This window comes from Streptomyces sp. NPDC051018, assembly GCF_044456085.1.
GTDB lineage: Bacteria > Actinomycetota > Actinomycetes > Streptomycetales > Streptomycetaceae > Streptomyces.
This window is the reverse complement of record NZ_JBITFN010000015.1, coordinates 136,467-157,237: the sequence shown is the minus strand read 5'-3', so window position 1 is coordinate 157,237 and position 20,771 is coordinate 136,467. Positions and strand designations below refer to the sequence as shown.

Sequence of the window (20,771 nt, the reverse complement as noted above, 5' to 3'; positions counted from 1 at the left end):
CCGGGGTGGCTCCACGGGCCCGCGCCCGCCCCCCGTCCGCCGTTCCCCGCCGCTGGTTCGGGCGCCATGCGGTGCGCGAGGTGGCAGGTCACACCCGGCGGTCCGCGAAGGCGCCCACCGCCGCCGGGACGCCGTACAACTGCTCCTCCAGGTCCCGCAGGCACTCCCGGTGCAGATGAGGCATCAGGGCTTCGCGCACCTCCCGGACGCGTTCCGGGTCCATCGCTCGCGAGGTCACGTCCAGCAGGCCGACCGCGCGGCAGGCGTAGCCGCACGCGGCCTCCGGGTCCCCCGCCGCGGCCTCGACCTCGGCGAGGTCGCCGTAGACGGCCGTCCGCACCTGGTCCTCGGCATGAACGGCACCGCCACCGTCTCCGATCCCGTTCCCGTCTCTGTCTCCGTATCCCGCGGACGAAAGCAGCGGGAGTGAGCGGAGCAGCGTCTCCCGCGCCCGGTCGAGACGCCCCGCCCCGAGCAGGGTGCCGCCCTTGAACGCGGCCAGCCGGCCCGGGCCGAACCAGTCGAACCACTCGGGGCCGTCCCGCTCACCGCCGAGGGAGAGCACATCCTCGGCGTGGCCGATCAGCCGAAGCGCCGCCCCGGTGTCCCCGCGGCGGACCTCGCGTTCGGCCTCCACCACGTCGAGCCAGGCCAGGAACTCAGCGCTCGCCGACCGCGTGCGCCCGGCCTCGGCGCGGGCGTCCGACAGGTGCTCCGCCGACGCCTCGTCCAGGTGCCCGTTCCGGCCGGGGACCAGCGCCGCGTGCGCGAGGGCGGCCGAAGCCAGCAGGGGGTCGCCCGCTTCCCGCGCGACTTCGTGGGCGCGCAGCCAGGACCGTCCGGCGCGTTCCGGCATCCGCAGCGTGGAGAACTCGATCCGCCCGCACAGCAGCAGCGTTTCGGCCAGTGCCCCGGCCGCCTGTAGCCGGTCCCGCCCTGCCGTCCGCCTCAGCAGCTCCCGGCCGGTGGCGGCATGGGCGAGGGTGGCCGGATGGAGCACGGCCGGCGCGACCGTCCCGTACCGGCCGCGGAGCGATCGGGTGGCCGCCCGGAAGTCCTCGACCGGGGCGGAGGCCGCCGGGGCGGTGATCCGGTCGGCCCGTGTGCCGATGCCGTCGGACTCCGGCAGCTCCGCTGACGCCCCGTCGCGGCGGACGGCCCCGGGCCCGTGGCCGTCCGGGGAGTCACCGCCGTCCGGGCCGTCCGGGCGGCTGAAGCCGAGCGACTCCAGATCCCGGCCGAGCGCCCGGACGATCGCCCGCCGCTGATCCGCCCGGGGCCAGGGCGGCTCGGCCGACTCCCACCGCCGCACCTGTCTCACCCCGACACCGAGCGCGGCGGCGAAGGCCCGCTGCGACCGGTAACCGGCCGCCACACGGGCCGACGTGAGACGGGTGTTGCCTGCGGGCCGTTCCACCGGTGCACCTCCACATGGGCTCGCCGTCCAGTGTCACAGCGCGCCCCGCGGGATACCACCAGTGCTTCCGGCGGCCCGGGCCGCCGGAAGGACCCGGTCCGGCCCGGTACCCCGTGTGCTCCGGTTGTGCCTGGCGCCGGGTCGGCGCGAAGTCGTGTCGGCCGGCGCACCGCCGCCGGATTCCGGGGCACCGGCCCACCGCTCCCCTGTGCACGTATCTCCCGGTGCCCTGCACGGATATCCATGGCGGGTTCACGGGCCCCTGGCCCATCGTGGTGCCCGGTGCAGCCCACCGGACGCAGGAGGAAGCATGTCGTTACGTACACGCACACGACCCCGCCTGGTCACGGCCCTCGTGGCGACGGCCCTCGCCGTCGGCGTCGCCCAGGCACCCGCGAGTGCCGGAGAGGAACGGGTGCAGTGGGGGGTCAGCGGACGGAGCAAGAGCCCGCACTGCTCGTTCGCGGCGGGTGAATTCACCTACACCGAGCGCCCGGGTGAGCCGGGCCATTTCAACGCGGGCTACAACGTGCGGATCTGGGACGAGTGCGCCCGTGACGGCAAGGTCGCGCATCTGCGGGTCCGCTACAAGACGTGGCGACCCGGCGGCTGGGTCCAGGAGCCGTGGGTCACCGTCGCCTCCACCGCCGGGGACTCGGTGGGCGACGGGTATCCGATCAACGTCAAGGACGTCCAGTTGTACGTGTGCGACTACTCGTCGGCCGCCGGCAACCACAAGTGCGACTACGTCACGTAGGTTCTGGCAGCCGCAGCCGCAGCCGCAGCCGCAGCCGCAGCCGCAGCCGCAGCCCGTGTGGCCGGGTGCCGGCGGCCCCTCGCATGGGAGCGATCGCCGGGGCGCCCCGGAGGCGGCGGTGATCGCGCGGGCCGTCAGCCGCCCGACTCACCGGCGTGCGGGCTCAGCATGCCCATTCCGACCAGGACGAAGAGAAGGATTCCCAGCAGGACGCGGTAGACGACGAACGGCATAAAGCTCTTGGTGGTGATGAACTTCATGAACCAGGCGATCACCGCATATCCGACACCGAACGCGATGATCGTCGCGAAGACGGTCGGCCCCCAGGACACATGGCCCTGGCCCGCGTCCTTGAGCTCGTACGCACCGGAGGCGAGCACCGCCGGGATCGCCAGCAGGAACGAGTAGCGGGCGGCTGCCTCCCGGGTGTATCCCATCAGCAGACCGCCGCTGATCGTGGCGCCGGAGCGGGAGACTCCGGGGATCAGGGCCATGGCCTGGCAGAAGCCGTAGACGAGACCGTCGCGGACGTTCAGCTCCTTGAGCGGCTTGCGCCCCCGTACCGCGCGGTGCTTGCCGCCGCGCTCGTCGCGTGCGGCGAGCCGGTCGGCGACACCGAGGACGATGCCCATCACGATCAGTGTGGTGGCGATGAGACGCAGATCGCGGAACGGGCCCTCGATCTGGTCCTTGAGCGTGACCCCGAGCACACCGATCGGAACGGAGCCGATGATCACGAGCCAGCCCATCTGGGCGTCGTGGTCGCCGCGCAGCGTCTTGTCGGTGAGCGAGCGGAACCAGGCGGACACGATGCGCCCGATGTCCTTGCGGAAGTAGATCAGGACGGCGGTCTCGGTACCGATCTGCGTGATCGCGGTGAACGCGGCGCCCGGGTCCTGCCAGCCGGCAAACGCGGCGGTGAGCCGCAGATGCGCACTGGAGGAGATGGGCAGGAATTCGGTCAGCCCCTGAACGAGTCCGAGGATGAATGATTCAAACCAAGACATGAAAAACGACGCCACCCAAGAAGTGATCACGATCTGACGGCGCGTAGCGGTCCCGATCCTGCGCCAATTGCGACGAAGCGTAGCGTCCCGAAGTGACGTGAAGCGCCATGCCCCCACCGGCGCGGAGGCGATCTTCTGTACGGGCGTCGCCGGACGGAGCCGCCGAGAGCCGTGGCGGGGAGGGGCAGGGAGGTGAGAGGAGGGCCGAGGCAGCGGGGCAGGTGTCCCGGCCGGTGCGGGCCCCGGCTCCGGACCGCGTCCGCCGGAGTCAGCCCGGCGTCCGCCGCGTCAGTCTCCGCGCAGCCGGTGGCGCTTGCGCCAGGCGACGACCCCTGCGGCGATCCCGGTCACCACGATGAAGCCCGTCGAGATCATGAACGCGGGAGACGTCGGAGATCCGGCCCGGCTGCCCGCGATGACGTACGCCGCGGTGTTGGGGATCGACCCCAGGCCCGTGGCCAGCAGAAACGGCGTGTATCCCATACGGGAAACGGCCGCGCAGTAGTTGGCCGCGGCGAACGGGACCCCCGGGAACAGCCGCACCGCCAGCATCGAGCGGAAGCCGTGCGCGCTCAACTGGTGGTCGGCCGCCTTCAGCCAGCGGCCCCGCAGCAGCGGTCGCAGCGCGTCCTGCCCGAGGAGGCGGCCGAGCGTGAAGGCGATGCCCGCGCCCAGGACGGTCCCCGCAAGGGCCGAGACCAGTCCGGCCGTCGAGCCGAAGAGCGCCCCCGCCGCCAGATTGAGCAGCGGACGCGGCACGAAGGCCGCGGTGCACACCCCGTAGCCGATGCCGAACAGGACCACCGCCGCCGCACCGCTCAGCTGGACCGGAGCCCGCCCCTCGGAGAGCAGCCGCTGTGGCTCGTACAGCACCACCAGGGCCCCGGCGCACGCGAGCATCAGGGCGAGGAACGACAGCCGCGACCACGGTGAGAGCAGCATCTGTGCGCAGCGGACGGCGAGCGGGGCGGGCGGCCTGGGGACGGGCTCGAACATCCGGGGAGACTAACCGACATGGAGTTGTGATCGCCGTAATCTGGACCTCATGACCCCGCGGATACCGCCGAGTGCGCTGGCCGACACGGTGCTCGAACGCCTCACGAGCGTCTATCCGACCGGCGCGGATCCCGTACGGGCGGAGGGCGCCGCCGCGTACATGAAAGGCGTCGCCCCCTTCATCGGGCTCTACACGGGCGAGCGCCGGGCCCTGTCCCGCACCGTGCTCGAAGGGCTGCCCCGCCCCGCCGAGAACGACTGTACGGCGATCGCCCTGCGCTGCTGGGAGCTGCCCGAGCGGGAGTACCACTACTTCGCCGTCGACTATCTGACACGTCACATCGGCCGCTGCTCCTCCGGCCTCCTCCCGGTGGTCCGGCATCTCGTCGTCACCACATCCTGGTGGGACACCGTCGACGCGATCGCCGCGCACGTGGTGGGACCGCTGGTGAGCGCCGACCCGGAACTGGTGTCCGCCATGGACGAGTGGATCGGGGACGACGACCTGTGGGTGGCGCGCACCGCGCTGCTCCACCAACTGCGCTACAGGTCCGCGACGGACGGCGGCCGGCTGTTCCGGTACTGCCTGCGACGGGCCGGTCATCCGGACTTCTTCATCCGCAAGGCGATCGGATGGAGCCTGCGGGAGTACGCGAAGACCGACCCCGGGGCCGTACGGGAGTTCGTGGACTCGGCGCGGGACGTGCTGTCCCCCCTCTCCGTCCGTGAGGCGCTCAGAAACCTCCGGTAGATCTCTCGGCCGTGTCGCCACCCGCCGGCGGGAGCGGGGGCGAGCCCGTCGGCGGGTGGCTGCCCGGAACTCTTCCGGCCCCGGCTCCCGCCGGTGGAAAACCATTCGACGCGGTCCGGGACATGGGACATGATCGTCCTCATGTTCCGGTACGCCTTCCCCACAGAGTGCCCCGCGGTCGCGGGCGCGCCGAAGGCTGCCGCATTCCTCGCAGCCCGCGCCGCCGCCGCGGCCGCGGCCTTCGGCGGCGCGCCGGTCGACGGCGCCCGAAGCTGACTCTTCCCGGATCGTCCGGTGGACCCCGCAGGGGGAGGGTCGGCAAGGCCCGGGGGTCCCCGTCACACGTCGAGTTCCGAGGAAGAACACCATGCCCAAGACGGCTTACGTGCGCACCAAGCCGCACCTGAACATCGGCACCATGGGCCATGTCGACCATGGGAAGACCACCCTGACCGCCGCCATCACCAAGGTGCTCAGTGAGCGGGGGAGCGGCAGCTTCGTGCCGTTCGACCGGATCGACAAGGCGCCGGAGGAGGCGCGGCGCGGGATCACCATCAACATCGCGCACGTCGAGTACGAGACCGGGACCCGCCACTACGCGCACGTCGACATGCCCGGGCACGCCGACTATGTGAAGAACATGGTCACCGGCGCGGCGCAGCTCGACGGGGCGATCCTCGTCGTGTCCGCGCTCGACGGGGTGATGCCCCAGACGTCCGAGCATGTGCTGCTCGCCCGCCAGGTCGGCGTGGACCACATCGTGGTCGCACTGAACAAGGCGGACGCGGGTGACGACGAGCTGACCGACCTGGTGGAGCTGGAGGTCCGCGAGCTGCTCACCGCGCACGGATACGGCGGTGACGCGGCACCGGTCGTCCGGGTCTCCGGGCTGAAGGCCCTGGAGGGCGACCCGCGCTGGACGGCGGCGATCGAGGCGCTGCTCGACGCGGTGGACACCTATGTGCCGATGCCGGTCCGGTACACGGATGCGCCGTTCCTGCTGCCGGTGGAGAACGTGCTCACCATCACCGGACGGGGAACCGTCGTCACCGGAGCCGTCGAGCGCGGTACGGTCCGCGTCGGTGACCGGGTCCAGGTGCTCGGCGCGGACGTCGAGACGGTGGTCACCGGTCTGGAGACCTTCGGCAAGCCGATGGAGTCCGCCGAGGCCGGTGACAACGTCGCGCTGCTGCTGCGCGGGCTCGCCCGTGACGCGGTGCGCCGCGGACATGTCGTCGCCGCGCCCGGCAGCATCACCCCGAGCAGGCGGTTCACCGCCCAGGTGTACCTCCTCTCCGGCCGTGAGGGAGGGCGTACGACCCCGGTGGCCACCGGGTACCGGCCGCAGTTCTACATCAGGACCGCGGATGTCGTCGGCGATGTGGACCTCGGCGAGCGGGCGGTGGCACAGCCCGGTGAGACGGTCACCATGACCGTCGAACTGGGCCGGGACGTCCCGCTGGAGGCCGGCCTCGGGTTCGCGATCCGTGAAGGCGGCCGTACGGTCGGCGCCGGCACCGTCACGGAGACGGCCTGACGCGGCCGCGGACGCACAGCGCCCGCCTCCCCCGGGAGGCGGGCGCGCTCCCTTCGCGCTCCGCCCGTGGAGTGCGCCCCGCGGGGCCGTACGAAGCGGCCGCCCCCGCGCGGCGGTACGAAGCGGCCGTGTCCGGAGAGCCGAAGGGGGCCGTGGGTGTCGAAAGGAAGAACGCGCGGAGGCCGCGAGGAACGAGTGGTCGGGCACGATCGACCGTCGACGCACGCTCAAGCGGCCCGGTGGAGGTCCCCCCGGACGGAGTCTGGGGGGAGAGAACCGAGCGTACACCTGGCGTACACAATGGGATCGTGGACAAGCAGCCCCTCCCCGCGCCCGGACACGGCCCCCGATCCGGAGCCGGCCCGGAACCCGGACCGCGTAGGGGAGACGAACCGGGAGCGGGCCCCGGCCCCGTAACCGGATCCGGCGGCGGACCGGCCGAGTGCGCCCCGGAGCCCATACCCGTGACCCGGGCCGTGGACCTGGGCACCGCCAGACTGATGCCCGACATCGACCGGGACCGCGCCTGGCTGCTGACGGTCGACGGCGCGCCCCAGTCGTATGTCGACCTGGCCGAGCCCACGCACCTGGAGTTCGAGTACACGCGGCGGCTCGCCCATCTCGTCGACGTCCTCGCGGACGAGGGCGGCCCGCTCGGCGTACTGCACCTCGGAGGCGGGGCGCTCACCCTGCCCCGCTATGTGGCCGCGACCCGTCCGGGCTCCCGTCAGGACGTCGTGGAGGCGGATCGGGGGATCGTCGCGCTGGTCGCGGAGGAACTGCCGCTGCCCCCGGGGTCCGGCATCGCGGTGCACAGCGCCGACGCCCGCGCCTGGGTGGAGGCGGCCCCGGCGGACTCGGCCGACCTGGTCATCGCGGATGTCTTCGGTGGTTCACGGGTCCCCGCGCATCTCACCTCGGTCGAGTACGCACGCGCGGCGGAACGGGTCCTGCGCCCCGGCGGCGTCTACGCCGCCAATCTCGCAGACGGCGCCCCCTTCGCCTTCCTCCGCTCCCAGCTGGCCACTTTCGCGGCGGTGTTCGGGCAGCTCGCCCTGATCGCCGAACCCGCGATGCTGCGCGGGCGGCGCTTCGGCAACGCCCTGCTGGTGGCCTCCCACATCCCCCTCGACACCGCCGCCCTGGCCCGGCGCACCGCCGGGGACGCCTTTCCGGCGCGTGTGGAGCACGGACCGCAGCTCGCCCGGCTCATGCGGGGAGCGCGTCCGGTGACGGACGGGGAGGCGGAGGCGTCACCCGAGCCGCCCGACGGGGCGTTCGGCATCGGCTGACGCCCGGACGACCGTTCCCCTGCGGTGCCGCCGCATGGTGGCGGCGCTCGGGGGATGTATACGCCGCCGCCCGGCCGGACGGCGGACAGGCGGCTGAGACACGGGCCGCGGCACGAGTTCTCGACGCCCGCTACCCGCTACCCGCTGCCGGGTGCGGCCGGTCCGCCGCGGAAATCGGCGGCCCGGCCGCCGGGGTCAGACCGTGGAGCGCGGGGCCAGCCGCACGGTGCTCAGGATCTGCTGGATGGTGGCATCGGAAACCTCGTCCTTGACGCCCTTGTTGGCGTACAGCACCCAGGACTTGAACTCACCGGCCGGGTCCTTGAAGGTGAAGGCGATCGACTTCCCGTCGGTGTCGCACTTTTTCTTCTTCTTCACCCCGACCGCCGTCGCCGTCGCCAGGCTGCCGGTCAGCCCGGACTTGGTGGTGTACGGCTTGGCCTTGACCACCTTGATGGTGCCCTTGGGCTCCTCCTGCGCGTAACCCGCCCACACCCAGTTGCCCGCCTCGTTGTACGCGGCGGTCTGGCTGTCCTTGGCGCCCTTGCCGCCCTTGGTCCCGACCGTGGCGAGGCCCGTGGTCTCCAGGTTCCCGTCCATGTTGGTGTCCTGAGTGCACCACTGGGACTTGTAGTGGGCCGGGGCGGACATCGCGACCACGGGAGAGCCGTCCCCCTTCTTGGCGTCCTCGAAGCCGGTGCTCATGCCCGAGCCCGCGACCTCCCAGGCCGGCGGTACGTCGAACAGCGTGCCGTGCTTGGGGTTGGTCACCACCTTCCAGCCGGCGATCGTCGGCGTCGCGTCCTCGCCGCCGCGCGGGTTCTCGGCGGACGGAGGAGCGCTCGTGCCCGGTGTCCCCGGGGAGGACGACGGGGGCGCGGCGGTCTCCCCGCCCTTGCCCGATGTGTCCTTGTCGCCGCCGGAGAAGACGACGACCCCCGTCACCACGGCCGTGGCGACGACCGCCGTGGCGGCGACGATCGCCACGACGGTCGTCTTCTTCTTGTTGTTGTCGGGCGGCTGGGGCCCGCCGGGCGGCTGCCCGGGTACGCCGTACTGCGGCACCGTCGGCTGCTGGTACGGGTTGGGCTGCTGATATCCCGGTTGCTGATAGGGATTCGGCTGCTGCTGGTAACCCGGCTGTTGATACGGGTTCTGGTTCTGCGGGTTCTCGCCCCCGGGCGGCTGCTGTCCTGGCCACATGGCCAGTAACGATAGAGGGACGGTCCCATGGCTGCCACGTCCGCCCCGGGCGGGGATGGCCAAGCGCACTACCCGTGGGTAACATCTCGCCATGAGCACTGACCGGATGACCGTGGGCGAGATGCTCGCCGCCACCGTACCCATGGCCAGGACACTCAACCTGGAGTTCCTGGAGACGACCGGGGAGCGCGCGGTGCTGCGTCTGCCCGACCAGAGCGAGTTCCACAACCATGTCGGCGGTCCGCACGCCGGCGCGATGTTCACGCTCGCCGAGTCGGCGAGCGGAGCGGTCGTCCTCGCCGCGTTCGGCGAGCAGTTGGGCCGTGCCGTACCCCTCGCCGTCAAGGCCGGCATCGCCTACAAGAAGCTGGCGATGGGCCCGGTCACCGCGACCGCGACGATCGGCCGCCCCGCCGCCGATGTCGTCGCGGAGCTGGACCGGGGCGAGCGGCCCGAGTTCTGCGTCAACGTCGAGATCCGGCGCGAAGACGGCGCGGTGACCGGTGAGATGGCCATCACCTGGACCCTCCGCCCCACAGCCTGACGCCGTACGGGGCCGATGCGATGCGCGAGGGCGGCCGCCGGCTCGATCCCCAAGGGCCCGACATCCGCCGGGCGCAGGCCCCCCGAGGCCCGCGGACCCCCTCGGGGGATCATGTACGTACCGGCCACGCCCCGCCGCACCCCGCAAGGAGAATGCCGATGACCGCTCCCATTGTTGTGGCTCGGTTCTCTCCCCCAGACTCCGTCCGGGGGGACCCCCACGGGGCCGCCTCAGCGTGCGTCGACGGTCAACCGTGCTCGATCCCTCGTTCCTCGGGACCTCCGCGCGCTCTCCCTTTCGACACCCGCGCGGCCCTTCGGCTCACTCGCCTGGATCGCAGGACTCCCCGGCGCCGAGCCGGACATCCACCCCGACGCCTTCGCCGCGCCCACCTCCGTCGTCATCGGCGATGTCACTCTGGCCCCGGGTGCAGTGCCTGGTACCACGCCGTTCTGCGCGCCGACTGCGGCCCCATCGTCATCGGCGCCGACTCCAACATCCAGGACAACTGCACCGTCCATGTGGACCCCGGCTTCCCCGTCACCGTCGGCGAGCGGGTCACGGTCGGGCACAACGCCGTCCTGCACGGCTGCACGGTGGAGGACGAGGTCCTGATCGGCTTGGGTGCCACCGTCCTCAACGGCGCCCGCGTCGGCACCGGTTCCCTCGTCGCCGCGGGCGCGCTCGTCCCCCAGGGCATGGAGATCCCGCCGGGTTCACTCGCCGCCGGAGTGCCCGCGAAGGTGAGGCGTCAGCTCACCGACGCTGAGCGGGAGCACATCCGGATCAACGCCGTCATGTATCTCGAACTGGCGAAGGCGCACCGCGAGGCGCGCCCGGCACGCTGAACGTACGGAGCTGCTCGGGACCGGTCGTGGGCTGCCGGCCGATACCGGCCGGCAGCCCGGCGCGCGGGGCCATCATGATCTCCGCCGCGACCGCACTGCCCGCCGGCAGCCGGCGCGTGGTCGTCCGGGTGGCGAACGCGTCGACCAGCCGCAGCCCCTGCCCGCAGTCCGCGTGCGCGTCCAGGGGCTCCTGCCGCCGGGTGACCCGGTGCTTCCACCGGCCGCCGTCGCGGACCTCCGCCGTCAGGGTGTTCCCTCGGATCCTGATGGCCAGGCCGACCCAGTTGCTGCCGCTGTGCAGCACCACATTGGTGACCAGTTCGGTCACGATCACCGAAAGAGCCTCACGGCACTCGTCGTGCAGACGCCACCGCCGTGCCACCGCGCCCGCGAAGTGGCGCAGGGCACGGGCCGACTCCGGGGTCGCCGCCATCGCGCACTGAGCCAGCCCGAAGACCCCGCCCTCGGGCACCGTGCCGGGGGAGAGGGGCCGGCACGACTCCTCGGATGCGATCACTCTGGCTCCTTCTGCCCCGGGTGGCGGCCCGGGCCGATGGGGCTACGCTCGCTGTCACTCCGTGCCCGACGCAATTGGGGAGACTGAAGTACGGATACGTAAAGAAATGAAATGCCCAGAATTGTCGAGGAGAGTGATCCGGTGACCACACTCGGTGACGGCATCTGGGAGCGCTGGCTGACTCGGACCGTCACCCGCGACACCCCGCGGCCCGCGCTACTGCTGCTGGAGGGCCGTGCCGGGACCGGGAAGAGCCGGTTGCTCGCCCAGCTCGCGGAACACGCGGAAACCGGCCCGCGCGCACAGATGGTGATGACGTTCACCTCGTCCGGGGTCATGCTCGCCCGGGTCCCGGCCCGTTCCGCCCGTACGGAACGCAGTGCCACCCGCCCCCCGGGCGGCGGGGAGCCGAGCGGTGACCGTCACCCTCCACGGCCGTCCCGGGCCCCTGAACTCCCCGGGCCCCGGCTGTACGAGGACTCCGCGGCCCTCGCCCGGGAACTCATGTCCCCGCCGGACGGCGGCGGCCCCCTCCTCCTGGTCGCCGACGATGTCCACCGCGCGGGGCCGAAGGAGGCGGAACTGCTCCGGCGGCTGCTGGAACAGCCGCCCGAGGGGCTCGCGGCCGTCCTCGCCTACCGCCCGGAGGAACTCGCCCCGCCCGGCCTCGTCCTGGGCCGGGCCATCGCCTACCCCGCCCGCCTCACCGTGCTGCGGATACGCCTCGCGCCCCTGGACGCCGACCGGGTGCGGCGGATGGCCGAAAGCCGCCTCGGCCCGGAGAGCTGTCCGCCCGAACTGATCGCCCGGATCCATGAACGGTCGGCGGGAGTGCCGCAGGTCGTCGCCGATCTGCTGACCCAGCTGGAGGAGTCGTACGGCCCTCGGGAGCGCTATACGGCCCGGGACCTGGACGCCACCGGACCGCCCGTACGGCTGGCCGAACTGACCCTCGGACGGCTCGCCGGCCTCCCGGAACAGCACCGGGCCATCGCCGGGGCCGCGGCGGTGCTCGACGGCCCCGGCAGCGCCGGTGACCTCTGCGCGGTGGCGGGCCTCCCCGCCGACGACGGCCGGCAGGCCCTGATCGCGGCCCTCGGCGCGGGAGTGCTCCAGGAAGCGGGCCGGGATCTGTACTGCTTTCCGGCCCCGCTGGCGGGCACGGCCGTCTACCGGGAGCTGCCGGGACCGCTCCGGCAGGACATGCACCGCCGGGCCGCCGATGCCCTCGCCCGCCGGCAGCCGGTCGACTGGGCCGCGCTCGCCGCCCACCGGCACCGCGCCGGCCAGACGCGCGGCTGGCTCATCGCCGCCGAACGCGCGGCCCGGCAGTGCGCCGGCGCGGGGGAGCACCAGAGAGCGATCGACCTGCTGGAGCAGGCGCTGTCCCATCCCGCCGTACCCGGCGGAACCCGCGCCCGGCTCGCCCTGCTGCTCGCCCACAGCGCCGTACTCGGACTCCACACCGACCAGACCGTCCAGGTGCTGCGCCAGATCCTCGACGAGCACTCCCTGCCCTCCGCCGTACGCGGCCGGATCCGTCTCGACCTGGGGCTCGTTCTCTACAACCAGGCGGGCCGGGGTCTCCAGGGCTGGGTGGAACTGGAACGGGCGGCCGGGGAACTGGCCGAGCAGCGCCCGGCGCTCGCCGCGCGGGCCATGTCGGCGCTGGCCATGCCCGTCATGTCGGCGGTGCCGCTGGAGCGCAATCTGTACTGGCTCGACCGGGTCCGGGCCATGGCCGCCGCCAGTGACGACGACGAGGTCCGTACGACGGTGGCCGCCAACTGCGTCGCCGTGCAGCTGGAGACCGGTGATCCGTCGGCCTGGGACGTACTGGACCGGCTGCGCGACGACGCCGCTGATCCCGCTCGGCTGCCGCATGTGGCCCGGGGCCTGGTCAACGCCGCCGACGCGGCGCTGTGGCTGGGCCGGCTGCCGCGTGTGGGCGATCTGGTGGAGGAGGGCCTGGAGCTGGCGGCCCGGGGTGGCGCCGCGTATGTCGAACAGGACGGCAGGGGAACCCGTCTGGTACTGGACTGGATGACCGGCCGCTGGGACGGGCTGGCCGCGCGGGCGCGTGCCTTCGTGGCGGAGGCCGGGGTGATGCCGGGCCCCGCCGCGGACGCCCGGATCGTCCTCGGGATGCTGGCGCTGGCACACGGGGAGTGGCAGCAGATGGCGGCCTGGCTCTCCGGCGAGGGGCATCCGCTGCCCGCCGGCTCCCCGTTGCCCCATGTCGCCGCCGCCGCGGGGGCCCTGGTCAGAACCGCGCTGGCGCGCGGTGACCTGGAGACGGCGGCGTCCCAAGCCGCCGTCACCTGGGACCGGTTGCGGGACAAGGGGGTCTGGCCCTGGGCGGCCGAACTGGCGCCCTGGGCCGTCGAGGCCACCGCGAGAGCCGGCCGCCGTGAGCGTGCCGAGGAGATGACCGTGGAGTTCGAGGCCGGGCTCGCGGGGCCGGCGGACACCGCTCCCTCGGCCCTCGCCGCGCTCGCCTGGTGCCACGGCATTCTGGCCGAGACCGCGGGCAGACCCGCCGAAGCCGTGGCCCGCTACCGGGAGGCGTCCGCACGCTATGCCGCACTGCCCCGCCCCTACGCGGCGCTCCTCACGACCGAGGCGGCCGAGACCTGTGTACTGACGGCCGGTGCCGGGGAAGGAAAGGACGGCGAGGGCCCCCGAGGCGGAAGCGTCCGAGGCACCGGAACCGGGGGCACGGGGACCGATGGCACGGGGACCGAGGGAACCAGAACCGGCCGTGCGGAATCCGACGGTACGGGAACCGGGGGCCCGGGCCCCGACAGCACCCCGGCAACCCCCGGCGCGGGAACCGGTGTTACGAGCACGGACTCGGGCACCGGCGTGGCCACGGGCGTGGCCACGGGCGTGGCCACGGGCGTGGCCACCGACCCCTTCGCCGCCTCCGTCGAATCGCTCGCCTCCTGTGTCGAGAGCCTCATCGCCCTGGGCGCGGGCTGGGACGCCGCCCGGGTACGGGCCACCCTGCGCTCCCACCGGCCCGCGCCCGGCCGGCGACCCCGTGGCCGGCCCGCGTACGGCGACCAGCTCTCCCCGCGCGAGCAGGAGGTCGTCGACCTGGCCTCCGCCGGACTCACCAACCGGGAGATCGCCGCGACCCTCCATCTCTCGCCGCGCACCGTGGAGCAGCATGTCTCCCGTGCCCGCCGGAAACTGGAGTCCCAGTCACGGCAGCCACTCAGCCGGCCCCGTCCCCACCGGGCCACCTGATTTTTTTGCGTATCCGTAGATGACCGCCACGGATGGCGCGGCCCGTGGTGGCGTCACTAGCCTCCACCCACCGAAGCGGAACGCACCGCTTCCGTGCCGGCCGCTGTCCGGCACGGTGCGCCGAGTGCCCGCCGTCGGTGCTGTGCCCGGGGTGCCGGAACACCTGGCGGGCGCGGGCCACGGTCCCCCACCGAGGTGGCCCCGCTCGCAGAGGAGGGGTGTCCCGGCCCCGGGCACGGCCTCACACAGGGCCGCTCACCATGGGCACGGCTTCACCGGCCCGCTCGCCGCAGGCACACCCTCACCTGCCCGGGCGCCGGGGTCCCGTACACGGACACCGCCCGGCGCGGCCGTCACCACGCGGGGCGCCCGGCGGCCGGGCTCCGACGGGCCCTCGCTACCGTGCGCCCGCGCAGGGGGAGGACGGCGCCGCCATGCGCCGGTGAGCGCCGGAGGGGCGGTGCGGCACGGTCCGTTTCCGGCCACGAGGCCGTCTGTCCCCGCGGATGAACGATCCATAACCTGGGGTGAGTTGTCCGTTCTGCCGAGGAGCCTCATGGCCGCACCGCAGATCCCCGACATCCTGTCGCCGGAGTTCGCCGCGAACCCCTACCCGGCCTACCGCGCCATGCGGGAGAACGCCCCTCTGATCTGGCACGAGCCCACACAGAGCTATCTGCTGTCGCGGTACGCGGACGTCGAACGGGCCTTCAAGGACAAGGAATCCCGCTACACCACCGACAACTACGGCTGGCAGGTCGAGCCCGTCCACGGCAGGACCATCCTCCAGCTCGGCGGGCGCGAGCACGCGGTACGGCGGGCACTCGTCGCCCCCGCGTTCCGGGGCAGCGATCTGAAGGAGAAGTTCCTCCCGGTCATCGAGCGCAACGCCCGTGAGCTGATCGACACCTTCCGGCACCTGGGGGAGACCGATCTCGTCGGCTCGTTCGCCACCCGCTTCCCGGTCAATGTCATCGCGGAGATGCTCGGGCTCGACAAGGCCGACCACGACCGGTTCCACGGCTGGTACACCAGTGTCATCGCCTTTCTCGGCAATCTCACCCAGGACCCCGACGTCACGGCGGCGGGCGAGCGCACCCGGGCGGAGTTCGCCGAGTACATGTTCCCCGTGATCCGGGAGCGCCGGGAACACCTCGGTGACGATCTGCTCTCCACGCTCTGCACGGCCGAGGTCGACGGTGTACGGATGAGCGACGAGGACATCAAGGCGTTCTGCAGTCTGCTGCTCGCGGCCGGCGGCGAGACCACCGACAAGGCGATAGCGGGCCTCTTCGCCAATCTGCTGGCGCATCCCGAGCAGTTCCAGGCGGTGCGCGCGGACCGGAGCCTCATCGACCGCGCGTTCGCGGAGACCCTGCGCTACACCCCGCCCGTCCATATGATCATGCGCCAGACCGCCGCCGAGGTCACCGTCAGCGGGGGCACCATCCCCGCGGGCGCAACGGTGACCTGTCTGATCGGGTCCGCCAACCGGGACGACCAGCGCTACCGGGAGCCCGAGCGCTTCGACATCTTCCGCGACGACCTCACCGCGCGCACCGCGTTCTCGGCCGCGGCCGACCATCTGGCCTTCGCCCTGGGACGGCACTTCTGCGTGGGGGCGCTCCTCGCCAGGGCCGAGGTGGAGACCGCCGTCAACCAACTCCTGGACGCGCTGCCCGATATGCGGCTCGCGGACGGCTTCACCCCCGCCGAACAGGGTGTCTTCACCCGGGGGCCCGCGAGCCTGCCCATTCGCTTCACACCCTCGGCCGGCTGACGGACCGGGCCGTTGCGGCTACCGCGAACCGGCGGGCGCCCGGTCACCGTCGTCGTTCGGCTCACCGGTACCGAGATGCCCGGCGCCCGCTCCGTACGAGAGACACAGGCCCTTCCGGACCTCAGCGTACGACCGGGGTGAACCGCACCGGGAGGGCGGTCAGGCCCCGCATCCACACCGACGGACGCCAGGCGAGCTCCTCCGGCTCGACGCCGAGCACCACGTCCGGCAGCCGCTCCAGCAGCGTCTCCACCGCCGTACGGGCGATGACATCGGCCAGCAGCGGTGCCGGATACGGACAGCGGTGCTCACCGCTGCTGAACGACAGATGGGCGGAGTTCTCGGCGCCGATCCGGCCCTCGGGCCAGATCTGGGGATCCGTGTTGGCCGCCGCGAGGCCCAGCACCACACAGTCGCCCGCCCGGATCTGGCGACCGGCGAGCTGGGTGTCGCGCACGGCCCAGCGGCCGATGAAGTTCTGGGTGGGGGTCTCCAGCCAGAGCACCTCGTTGAGCGCCTGGCCGACACTCAGCCGGCCCCCGGAGACATTCAGGGCGAAGCGGTCGTCGGTCAGCAGCAGCCGCAGGGTGTTGCAGATCCAGTTGGCCGTCGGCTGCTGAGCCGCCGCGATCACCGTGATGAGGTCCTGGACGACCTCCTCGTCCGTCAGCTGGGCCGGATGGCCCAGCATCCGGGAGGTGACATCGGGCCCGGGCACGGCCCGCTTGTCCTTGACGAGCCGCAGGATGTGCTCCTGCACCCGGACGTACGCGGCCACCGGGTCGTCGCCCTCGCGCGCGTCGAGCGAGATCCACAGATCGCGCACCAGGTCCTCGGTGCCGGCGCTGCCCTCGGGCATACCGCACATCTGGACGGCCGCACGCATCGGCAGGGCGTGGGCGTACGACGACATCAGCTCGGCCCGCCCGCTGCCCGCGAACAGATCGATCAGATGGTCCGCGATCCGCCGGCTCCAGTGACCGAGTTCGAACTGGTCGACGCCCTCCAGTGCCTCGGTGATCACCCCCGCGCGCCGCTGGTGCTCCGCCCCCTCGGCGAAGAGCACGGACGGCTGGTAGCCCACGAACGGCATCAGCGGCCAGTCGGCCGGGATCTGCGACCACTGGTTCCAGCGCCGTGAGTCACGGGCGAACAGATCGTCGTGGCCGGTCACATAGGTGACCTCGGCGTATCCGAGCACCAGCCAGGCCGGAATGCCGCCGTCGAGCAGGATCGGGACGACCGCCCCGTGCTCCCGGCGCAGCTCGCGGTACAGCTCCGACGGCGACTGCTGGAACGCCGGGCCGCTCAGCGCAACCGCGCCCGCGTGGGAGGGACAGCCCGGGGGGACCCCGTCACCGGGACCGGGCACCGGGGATCCGGAGGCCGGCCCGGAGCCGGGGGGCGGGCCCGCTGCGGGTCCCGTGCGGTCGGTCATGGGGTCATCTCCCGGGACATGGCCAGTTCGCGAAGGTGTTTGACGAGGCTGAGCAGCACATGTTTGCCCGACGAGCGGACCCGGGCGTCGCAGTCGACCAGCGGCACATGGGGAGCCAGCGACAGTGCCTGCCGTATCTCCGCCAGCGAGAACGCGGCCGGGTCGTTGTCGAAGCGGTTGACCGCCACCACGAACGGTGTGCCGTGGTTCTCCAGCCGGTCGATGGCGTACCAGGAGTCGCTCATCCGCCGGGTGTCGACCAGGACCACCGCACCGAGCGTCCCCGCGAAGAGCCGGTCCCACAGAAACCAGAACCGCTCCTGGCCCGGTGCCCCGAACAGATAGAGGACCATGCGGTCGTTGAGGCTGATCCGCCCGAAGTCGAAGGCCACGGTCGTGGTCGACTTCTTCGAGGGGCTCGCCGTCTCGTCGAGTCCGATGCCCGCCTGTGTCATCACCTCCTCCGTGTTCAGGGGCCGGATCTCGCTGACCGACTTGACCAGGGTCGTCTTGCCGACACCGAAGCCGCCCACGATCACGATCTTGAGCCCCGTCTCGACGGAGTCGACCAGGGGCGTACGGCCGGGTCGCTCAGAGGTTGCGGAGTCCATGGAGCACCTCCTCCAGGAGAGCCGAGTCGGGCAGGCCGATCAGCGAGCGCGCGGCCCGCGGACGGCGTGCGGAGATACGCCCCGTCGCGAGGAGGTCGCCGAGCAGGATCCGTACGACGGTGACCGGGAGCCGCAGCTCCGCCGAGATCTCGACGACCGAGATCGGATGCCGGCACAGATCCAGGATCCGTACGTGCTCCGACTGCATCCCCGGTGACGGATCGCACTCACTGACGATCAGTGTCACCAGGTCGAAGGTGTCGTCCTCGGCGCGGCTGCGGCCCCCGGTCACGGTGTAGAGCCGGTCGGGGTTCCCCATGTCGACGGGGCGGCGGGTCATGAGGGCTGATTCTCCCGGGCGGTTCGCGCCCGCGGCTCGGCGTGCAGATGCTCGCCGATCTGCTCGATCAGCTCCGTCATCTGGTGGCCGACGGCCCCCGGGTCGGCGCCGTCGGAGGCCACGACCGCCAGATGGGCTCCCTCACCGGCCTCCACGATGAACAGCAGCCCGCCGTGGAACTCGGTCATCGAATGCCGTACGCCCCCGCTGCCGTCGCCGAACTCGGCCGACGCGCCCTGGGCCAGAGCCTGGATGCCCGAGCAGATCGCGGCGAGCTGATCGGCCTGGTCCAGCGTCAGATGCGGGGTCCAGCACAGCTTCAGCCCGTCTCGGGAGAGCACCAGGGCGTGCCGGGTTCCCGGAGTGCGTTCGAGCAGGCTTTCCAGTAGCCAGGTCAGGCTGTTGTCGGTGGTCTGCATGGTCTGCGTGGGCGGGTGCTTCCCGGTGGTCGGGTCCCGGCCCGTGCCTCCTGTCTCACGGTTTATGGACATGCTGGTCTGGCGGGAGGGCCCGTCCCGGTGCTACTCCTCCGAGGGCCCGTCCGGGGCGCCGTCGTGAACGTGGTGTTCACCGTGGGCCGGGTGGTTGTTCCGTGCCTGCCGTGAGCGGTGGAAGGCCCCGAACTGCGTCCCGGCGTCCCGCTGGCGCGGCAGCCCCCGTACCCCTTCGGCCCCGGTGTCCGTACGGCCCCGGTCGGCGGCGGCCATGGTGCGCCCCCGGGGCCGTACGGGCAGACCGTTCGGCGTCGCGACCCGGGGGGCGTTCTCCGGCGGGAGCACGGGGCCGGAGGCGGGCTGTGCGGCCGGGGAGACGGAGGGAGCGGTACCGGCGGCTCCGGTGGCTCCGGTGGCGCCCGTCGCCGGGTACGAGCCCGGAGCGGGGCCCTGGGCCGGGGCGGCGTCCCGCGCCGTCGTACCGGTGCCCGGAGGCGTACCGGTGATCGGGCCCGCGGTCGTGCCCCCGGCGTCCGTGCCGGTTCCGCCGGCGGGGCGTCCGGCCGGCTCGGCCTGGATGCCCCGCGACTGGTGCAGGAGCTGCGGCGGGAACAGCACCACGACCCCGGTGCCGCCCCTGGAGGAGGGCCGGAAGTTGACGGTCATGCTGTACTTGGCGGCCAGCATGCCGACCACCACGAGCCCGATCCGCGTACTGCGGAGCCGGGCGAGATCGGTGGCCTTCGCCGACACGGCCTCCTCGGCGCGCTGGAGCGCCGGGCCGGTCATCTTCAGCCCGCTGTCCTCGACGGTGACGACCAGGCCGGCCGTGCGCTCCTCGACGTAGACATGGACCTCGTCGATCGGCGGCGAGAAGTTCGCGGCGTTGTCGATCAGTTCGGCCAGCAGATGCATCACACCCTCGGCCGCGTATCCGGCCACCGAGGCGGTGCTGGAGGAGTGCAGCCGGACCCGCTGGTAGGAGGCGATCCGGCCGACCGCGCCGCGCAGGATGCTCTCCATGCCGATCGGCTTGTTCCAGGTACGGCTCGCCCGGCCGCCCATCAGCAGGGCCAGCCGGTCGGTCAGCAGCCCGAGCTGCGAGGTGTTGTGGTCGAGCTTGAGCAGATCGCCGAACACGTCCTCGCCATAACGATCCTGCATGTCCCGCAGATCGGTCAGCAGGGTGACGGCCTTCGCCTGCACCCTGCTGAGGGTCTTGGCGCTCGCGCCCATGGCGGCCGAGGCCCGGCGCTCGCTGAGGGCGAACTCCCGCACGATCGAGTCCAGGATCACCCGCAGCCGGGCGTCGTCGGGCTGTTCGAGCGCGGCGAGGGCGGTGTCGGCGGACGCGCCGGAGCGCAGCCGCTCGATCGCCGCGGGCAGGGTCTGGGCGGTCAGCCGGTCCAGGTCGTCGGCCGACCGCGCGAGCCGCTGCACCGCGCTCGCCCCGGCGGCGCTCGCGGTCCTGGCGTGCTGCTCACAGGCGGCGAGTTCGGTGGTGAACCGGTGGAGCACCAGACGCAGTTGCGGATCCGCGGGCGGGGGCGTACCGGCCAGGACATGCTCGGAACTCTCGCCGTCGCGCAGCCGTTTGACGACCGAGGGGAGCGTGACGTTCACCAGATGGGCGGCGTCCGCCCCCGACTGCGCCGACTGCGTCTGGAGGGCCCGGAGTTCACCGTCCGCCGCGATCGCGGCGGACCGCGTTCTGCGTGAGCCCACAGTGGTCACGACGACCGTCACGGCCACCCAGGTCCAGGCGACCGCGACCGTGACCGCCACCCAGGCGCGTGCCGGGTCCGGAGCCGCCGCGATCGCCGTGCCGCCGGCTGCCGCCGCCACGGCGACCGCGACCAGGGGGACGGCGAGCGGCACGGGCCGTGGTGTTCGTATCCGGTGCGGGTTCGGTGCGGCTGGCACGGACATGCGGTCCCTCGCTGCTCGAGTCCGGGGAGATCCAGGGAGTTCGTTCGGACGGGCCGACCGGCGGGCATCGGCCGAACACAGGGGCGGGCACCGGAGGTTGACGGTGATCTTCCGCACT

The 20,771-nt window shown here is 72.6% G+C and carries 18 protein-coding genes and 1 pseudogene; 9 read left to right on the top strand and 10 right to left on the bottom strand.

Annotation, left to right across the window (positions count from 1 at the left end):
• Positions 1 to 88: 88 nt before the first annotated feature.
• Positions 89 to 1,417, bottom strand: coding sequence for a multiprotein-bridging factor 1 family protein (locus ACIBCM_RS24705; protein WP_399246657.1), 1,329 nt, complete (start codon positions 1,415 to 1,417; stop codon positions 89 to 91).
• A 310-nt stretch (positions 1,418 to 1,727) separates the two neighbouring features.
• Between ACIBCM_RS24705 and ACIBCM_RS24700 the strand changes: the two genes are divergently transcribed.
• Positions 1,728 to 2,174, top strand: a complete 447-nt coding sequence (locus ACIBCM_RS24700; RefSeq protein ID WP_399246656.1) for a hypothetical protein — start codon at positions 1,728 to 1,730, stop codon at positions 2,172 to 2,174.
• A gap of 134 nt (positions 2,175 to 2,308) precedes the next feature.
• Here ACIBCM_RS24700 and ACIBCM_RS24695 read toward each other — a convergent pair whose 3' ends face one another.
• Positions 2,309 to 3,181, bottom strand: coding sequence for an undecaprenyl-diphosphate phosphatase (locus ACIBCM_RS24695; protein WP_399246654.1), 873 nt, complete (start codon positions 3,179 to 3,181; stop codon positions 2,309 to 2,311).
• A gap of 288 nt (positions 3,182 to 3,469) precedes the next feature.
• Positions 3,470 to 4,177, bottom strand: coding sequence for a TVP38/TMEM64 family protein (locus ACIBCM_RS24690; RefSeq protein ID WP_399246652.1), 708 nt, complete (start codon positions 4,175 to 4,177; stop codon positions 3,470 to 3,472).
• Between the two features lie 49 nt (positions 4,178 to 4,226).
• On the opposite strand from ACIBCM_RS24690, the gene ACIBCM_RS24685 reads away from it, so the two are divergent.
• From ACIBCM_RS24685 to ACIBCM_RS24670, 4 genes are all read left to right on the top strand, one after another.
• Complete coding sequence (locus ACIBCM_RS24685; protein ID WP_399246650.1) at positions 4,227 to 4,928, top strand: DNA alkylation repair protein; 702 nt, start codon at positions 4,227 to 4,229, stop codon at positions 4,926 to 4,928.
• A gap of 129 nt (positions 4,929 to 5,057) precedes the next feature.
• Positions 5,058 to 5,204: a hypothetical protein gene (locus ACIBCM_RS24680; RefSeq protein ID WP_399246648.1), complete on the top strand. Its 147-nt coding sequence runs from the start codon at positions 5,058 to 5,060 to the stop codon at positions 5,202 to 5,204.
• Positions 5,205 to 5,295: 91 nt separating this feature from the next.
• On the top strand, positions 5,296 to 6,465 hold the full coding sequence (tuf, locus tag ACIBCM_RS24675) for an elongation factor Tu (RefSeq protein ID WP_399246646.1): 1,170 nt from the start codon (positions 5,296 to 5,298) through the stop codon (positions 6,463 to 6,465).
• 500 nt (positions 6,466 to 6,965) lie between these two features.
• A complete protein-coding gene (locus tag ACIBCM_RS24670) occupies positions 6,966 to 7,757 on the top strand; it encodes a spermidine synthase (RefSeq protein WP_399246752.1) in 792 nt (263 codons plus the stop codon).
• A gap of 195 nt (positions 7,758 to 7,952) precedes the next feature.
• On the opposite strand, the gene ACIBCM_RS24665 is transcribed toward ACIBCM_RS24670, so the two are convergent.
• A complete protein-coding gene (locus ACIBCM_RS24665; RefSeq protein ID WP_399246644.1) occupies positions 7,953 to 8,960 on the bottom strand; it encodes a hypothetical protein in 1,008 nt (335 codons plus the stop codon).
• Between the two features lie 106 nt (positions 8,961 to 9,066).
• Here ACIBCM_RS24665 and ACIBCM_RS24660 point away from each other — a divergent pair, with 106 nt between their 5' ends.
• Both ACIBCM_RS24660 and ACIBCM_RS24655 read left to right on the top strand, forming a co-directional pair.
• A complete protein-coding gene (locus ACIBCM_RS24660; RefSeq protein WP_399246750.1) occupies positions 9,067 to 9,504 on the top strand; it encodes a DUF4442 domain-containing protein in 438 nt (145 codons plus the stop codon).
• A gap of 333 nt (positions 9,505 to 9,837) precedes the next feature.
• Positions 9,838 to 10,352, top strand: a pseudogene (locus ACIBCM_RS24655) (gamma carbonic anhydrase family protein).
• Here ACIBCM_RS24655 and ACIBCM_RS24650 read toward each other — a convergent pair.
• On the bottom strand, positions 10,300 to 10,869 hold the full coding sequence (locus ACIBCM_RS24650; RefSeq protein ID WP_399246642.1) for an ATP-binding protein: 570 nt from the start codon (positions 10,867 to 10,869) through the stop codon (positions 10,300 to 10,302). The pseudogene ACIBCM_RS24655 and the gene ACIBCM_RS24650 overlap by 53 nt on opposite strands.
• A gap of 111 nt (positions 10,870 to 10,980) precedes the next feature.
• Between ACIBCM_RS24650 and ACIBCM_RS24645 the strand changes: the two genes are divergently transcribed.
• Together ACIBCM_RS24645 and ACIBCM_RS24640 are read left to right on the top strand one after the other, a co-directional pair.
• Positions 10,981 to 14,121 (top strand): LuxR C-terminal-related transcriptional regulator, encoded by a 3,141-nt coding sequence (locus ACIBCM_RS24645; protein WP_399246640.1) that lies wholly within the window; start codon positions 10,981 to 10,983, stop codon positions 14,119 to 14,121.
• A 556-nt stretch (positions 14,122 to 14,677) separates the two neighbouring features.
• Positions 14,678 to 15,901: a cytochrome P450 gene (locus ACIBCM_RS24640; protein ID WP_399246638.1), complete on the top strand. Its 1,224-nt coding sequence runs from the start codon at positions 14,678 to 14,680 to the stop codon at positions 15,899 to 15,901.
• A 121-nt stretch (positions 15,902 to 16,022) separates the two neighbouring features.
• Here the strand turns inward: ACIBCM_RS24640 and ACIBCM_RS24635 are convergent, their stop codons facing one another.
• The 5 genes from ACIBCM_RS24635 to ACIBCM_RS24615 form a co-directional block, all read right to left on the bottom strand.
• Positions 16,023 to 17,339, bottom strand: a complete 1,317-nt coding sequence (locus tag ACIBCM_RS24635; RefSeq protein WP_399246636.1) for a cytochrome P450 — start codon at positions 17,337 to 17,339, stop codon at positions 16,023 to 16,025.
• On the bottom strand, positions 17,336 to 17,950 hold the full coding sequence (locus tag ACIBCM_RS24630; protein WP_399246634.1) for a GTP-binding protein: 615 nt from the start codon (positions 17,948 to 17,950) through the stop codon (positions 17,336 to 17,338). The genes ACIBCM_RS24635 and ACIBCM_RS24630 overlap by 4 nt, the downstream gene beginning before the upstream one ends.
• Complete coding sequence (locus ACIBCM_RS24625) at positions 17,931 to 18,290, bottom strand: DUF742 domain-containing protein (protein WP_399246632.1); 360 nt, start codon at positions 18,288 to 18,290, stop codon at positions 17,931 to 17,933. The genes ACIBCM_RS24630 and ACIBCM_RS24625 overlap by 20 nt, the downstream gene beginning before the upstream one ends.
• Positions 18,287 to 18,709 (bottom strand): roadblock/LC7 domain-containing protein, encoded by a 423-nt coding sequence (locus ACIBCM_RS24620; protein ID WP_399246748.1) that lies wholly within the window; start codon positions 18,707 to 18,709, stop codon positions 18,287 to 18,289. Before ACIBCM_RS24620 ends, ACIBCM_RS24625 begins: the two co-directional genes overlap by 4 nt.
• Before the next feature lie 102 nt (positions 18,710 to 18,811).
• On the bottom strand, positions 18,812 to 20,653 hold the full coding sequence (locus ACIBCM_RS24615; RefSeq protein WP_399246630.1) for an ATP-binding protein: 1,842 nt from the start codon (positions 20,651 to 20,653) through the stop codon (positions 18,812 to 18,814).
• Positions 20,654 to 20,771 lie beyond the last annotated feature (118 nt).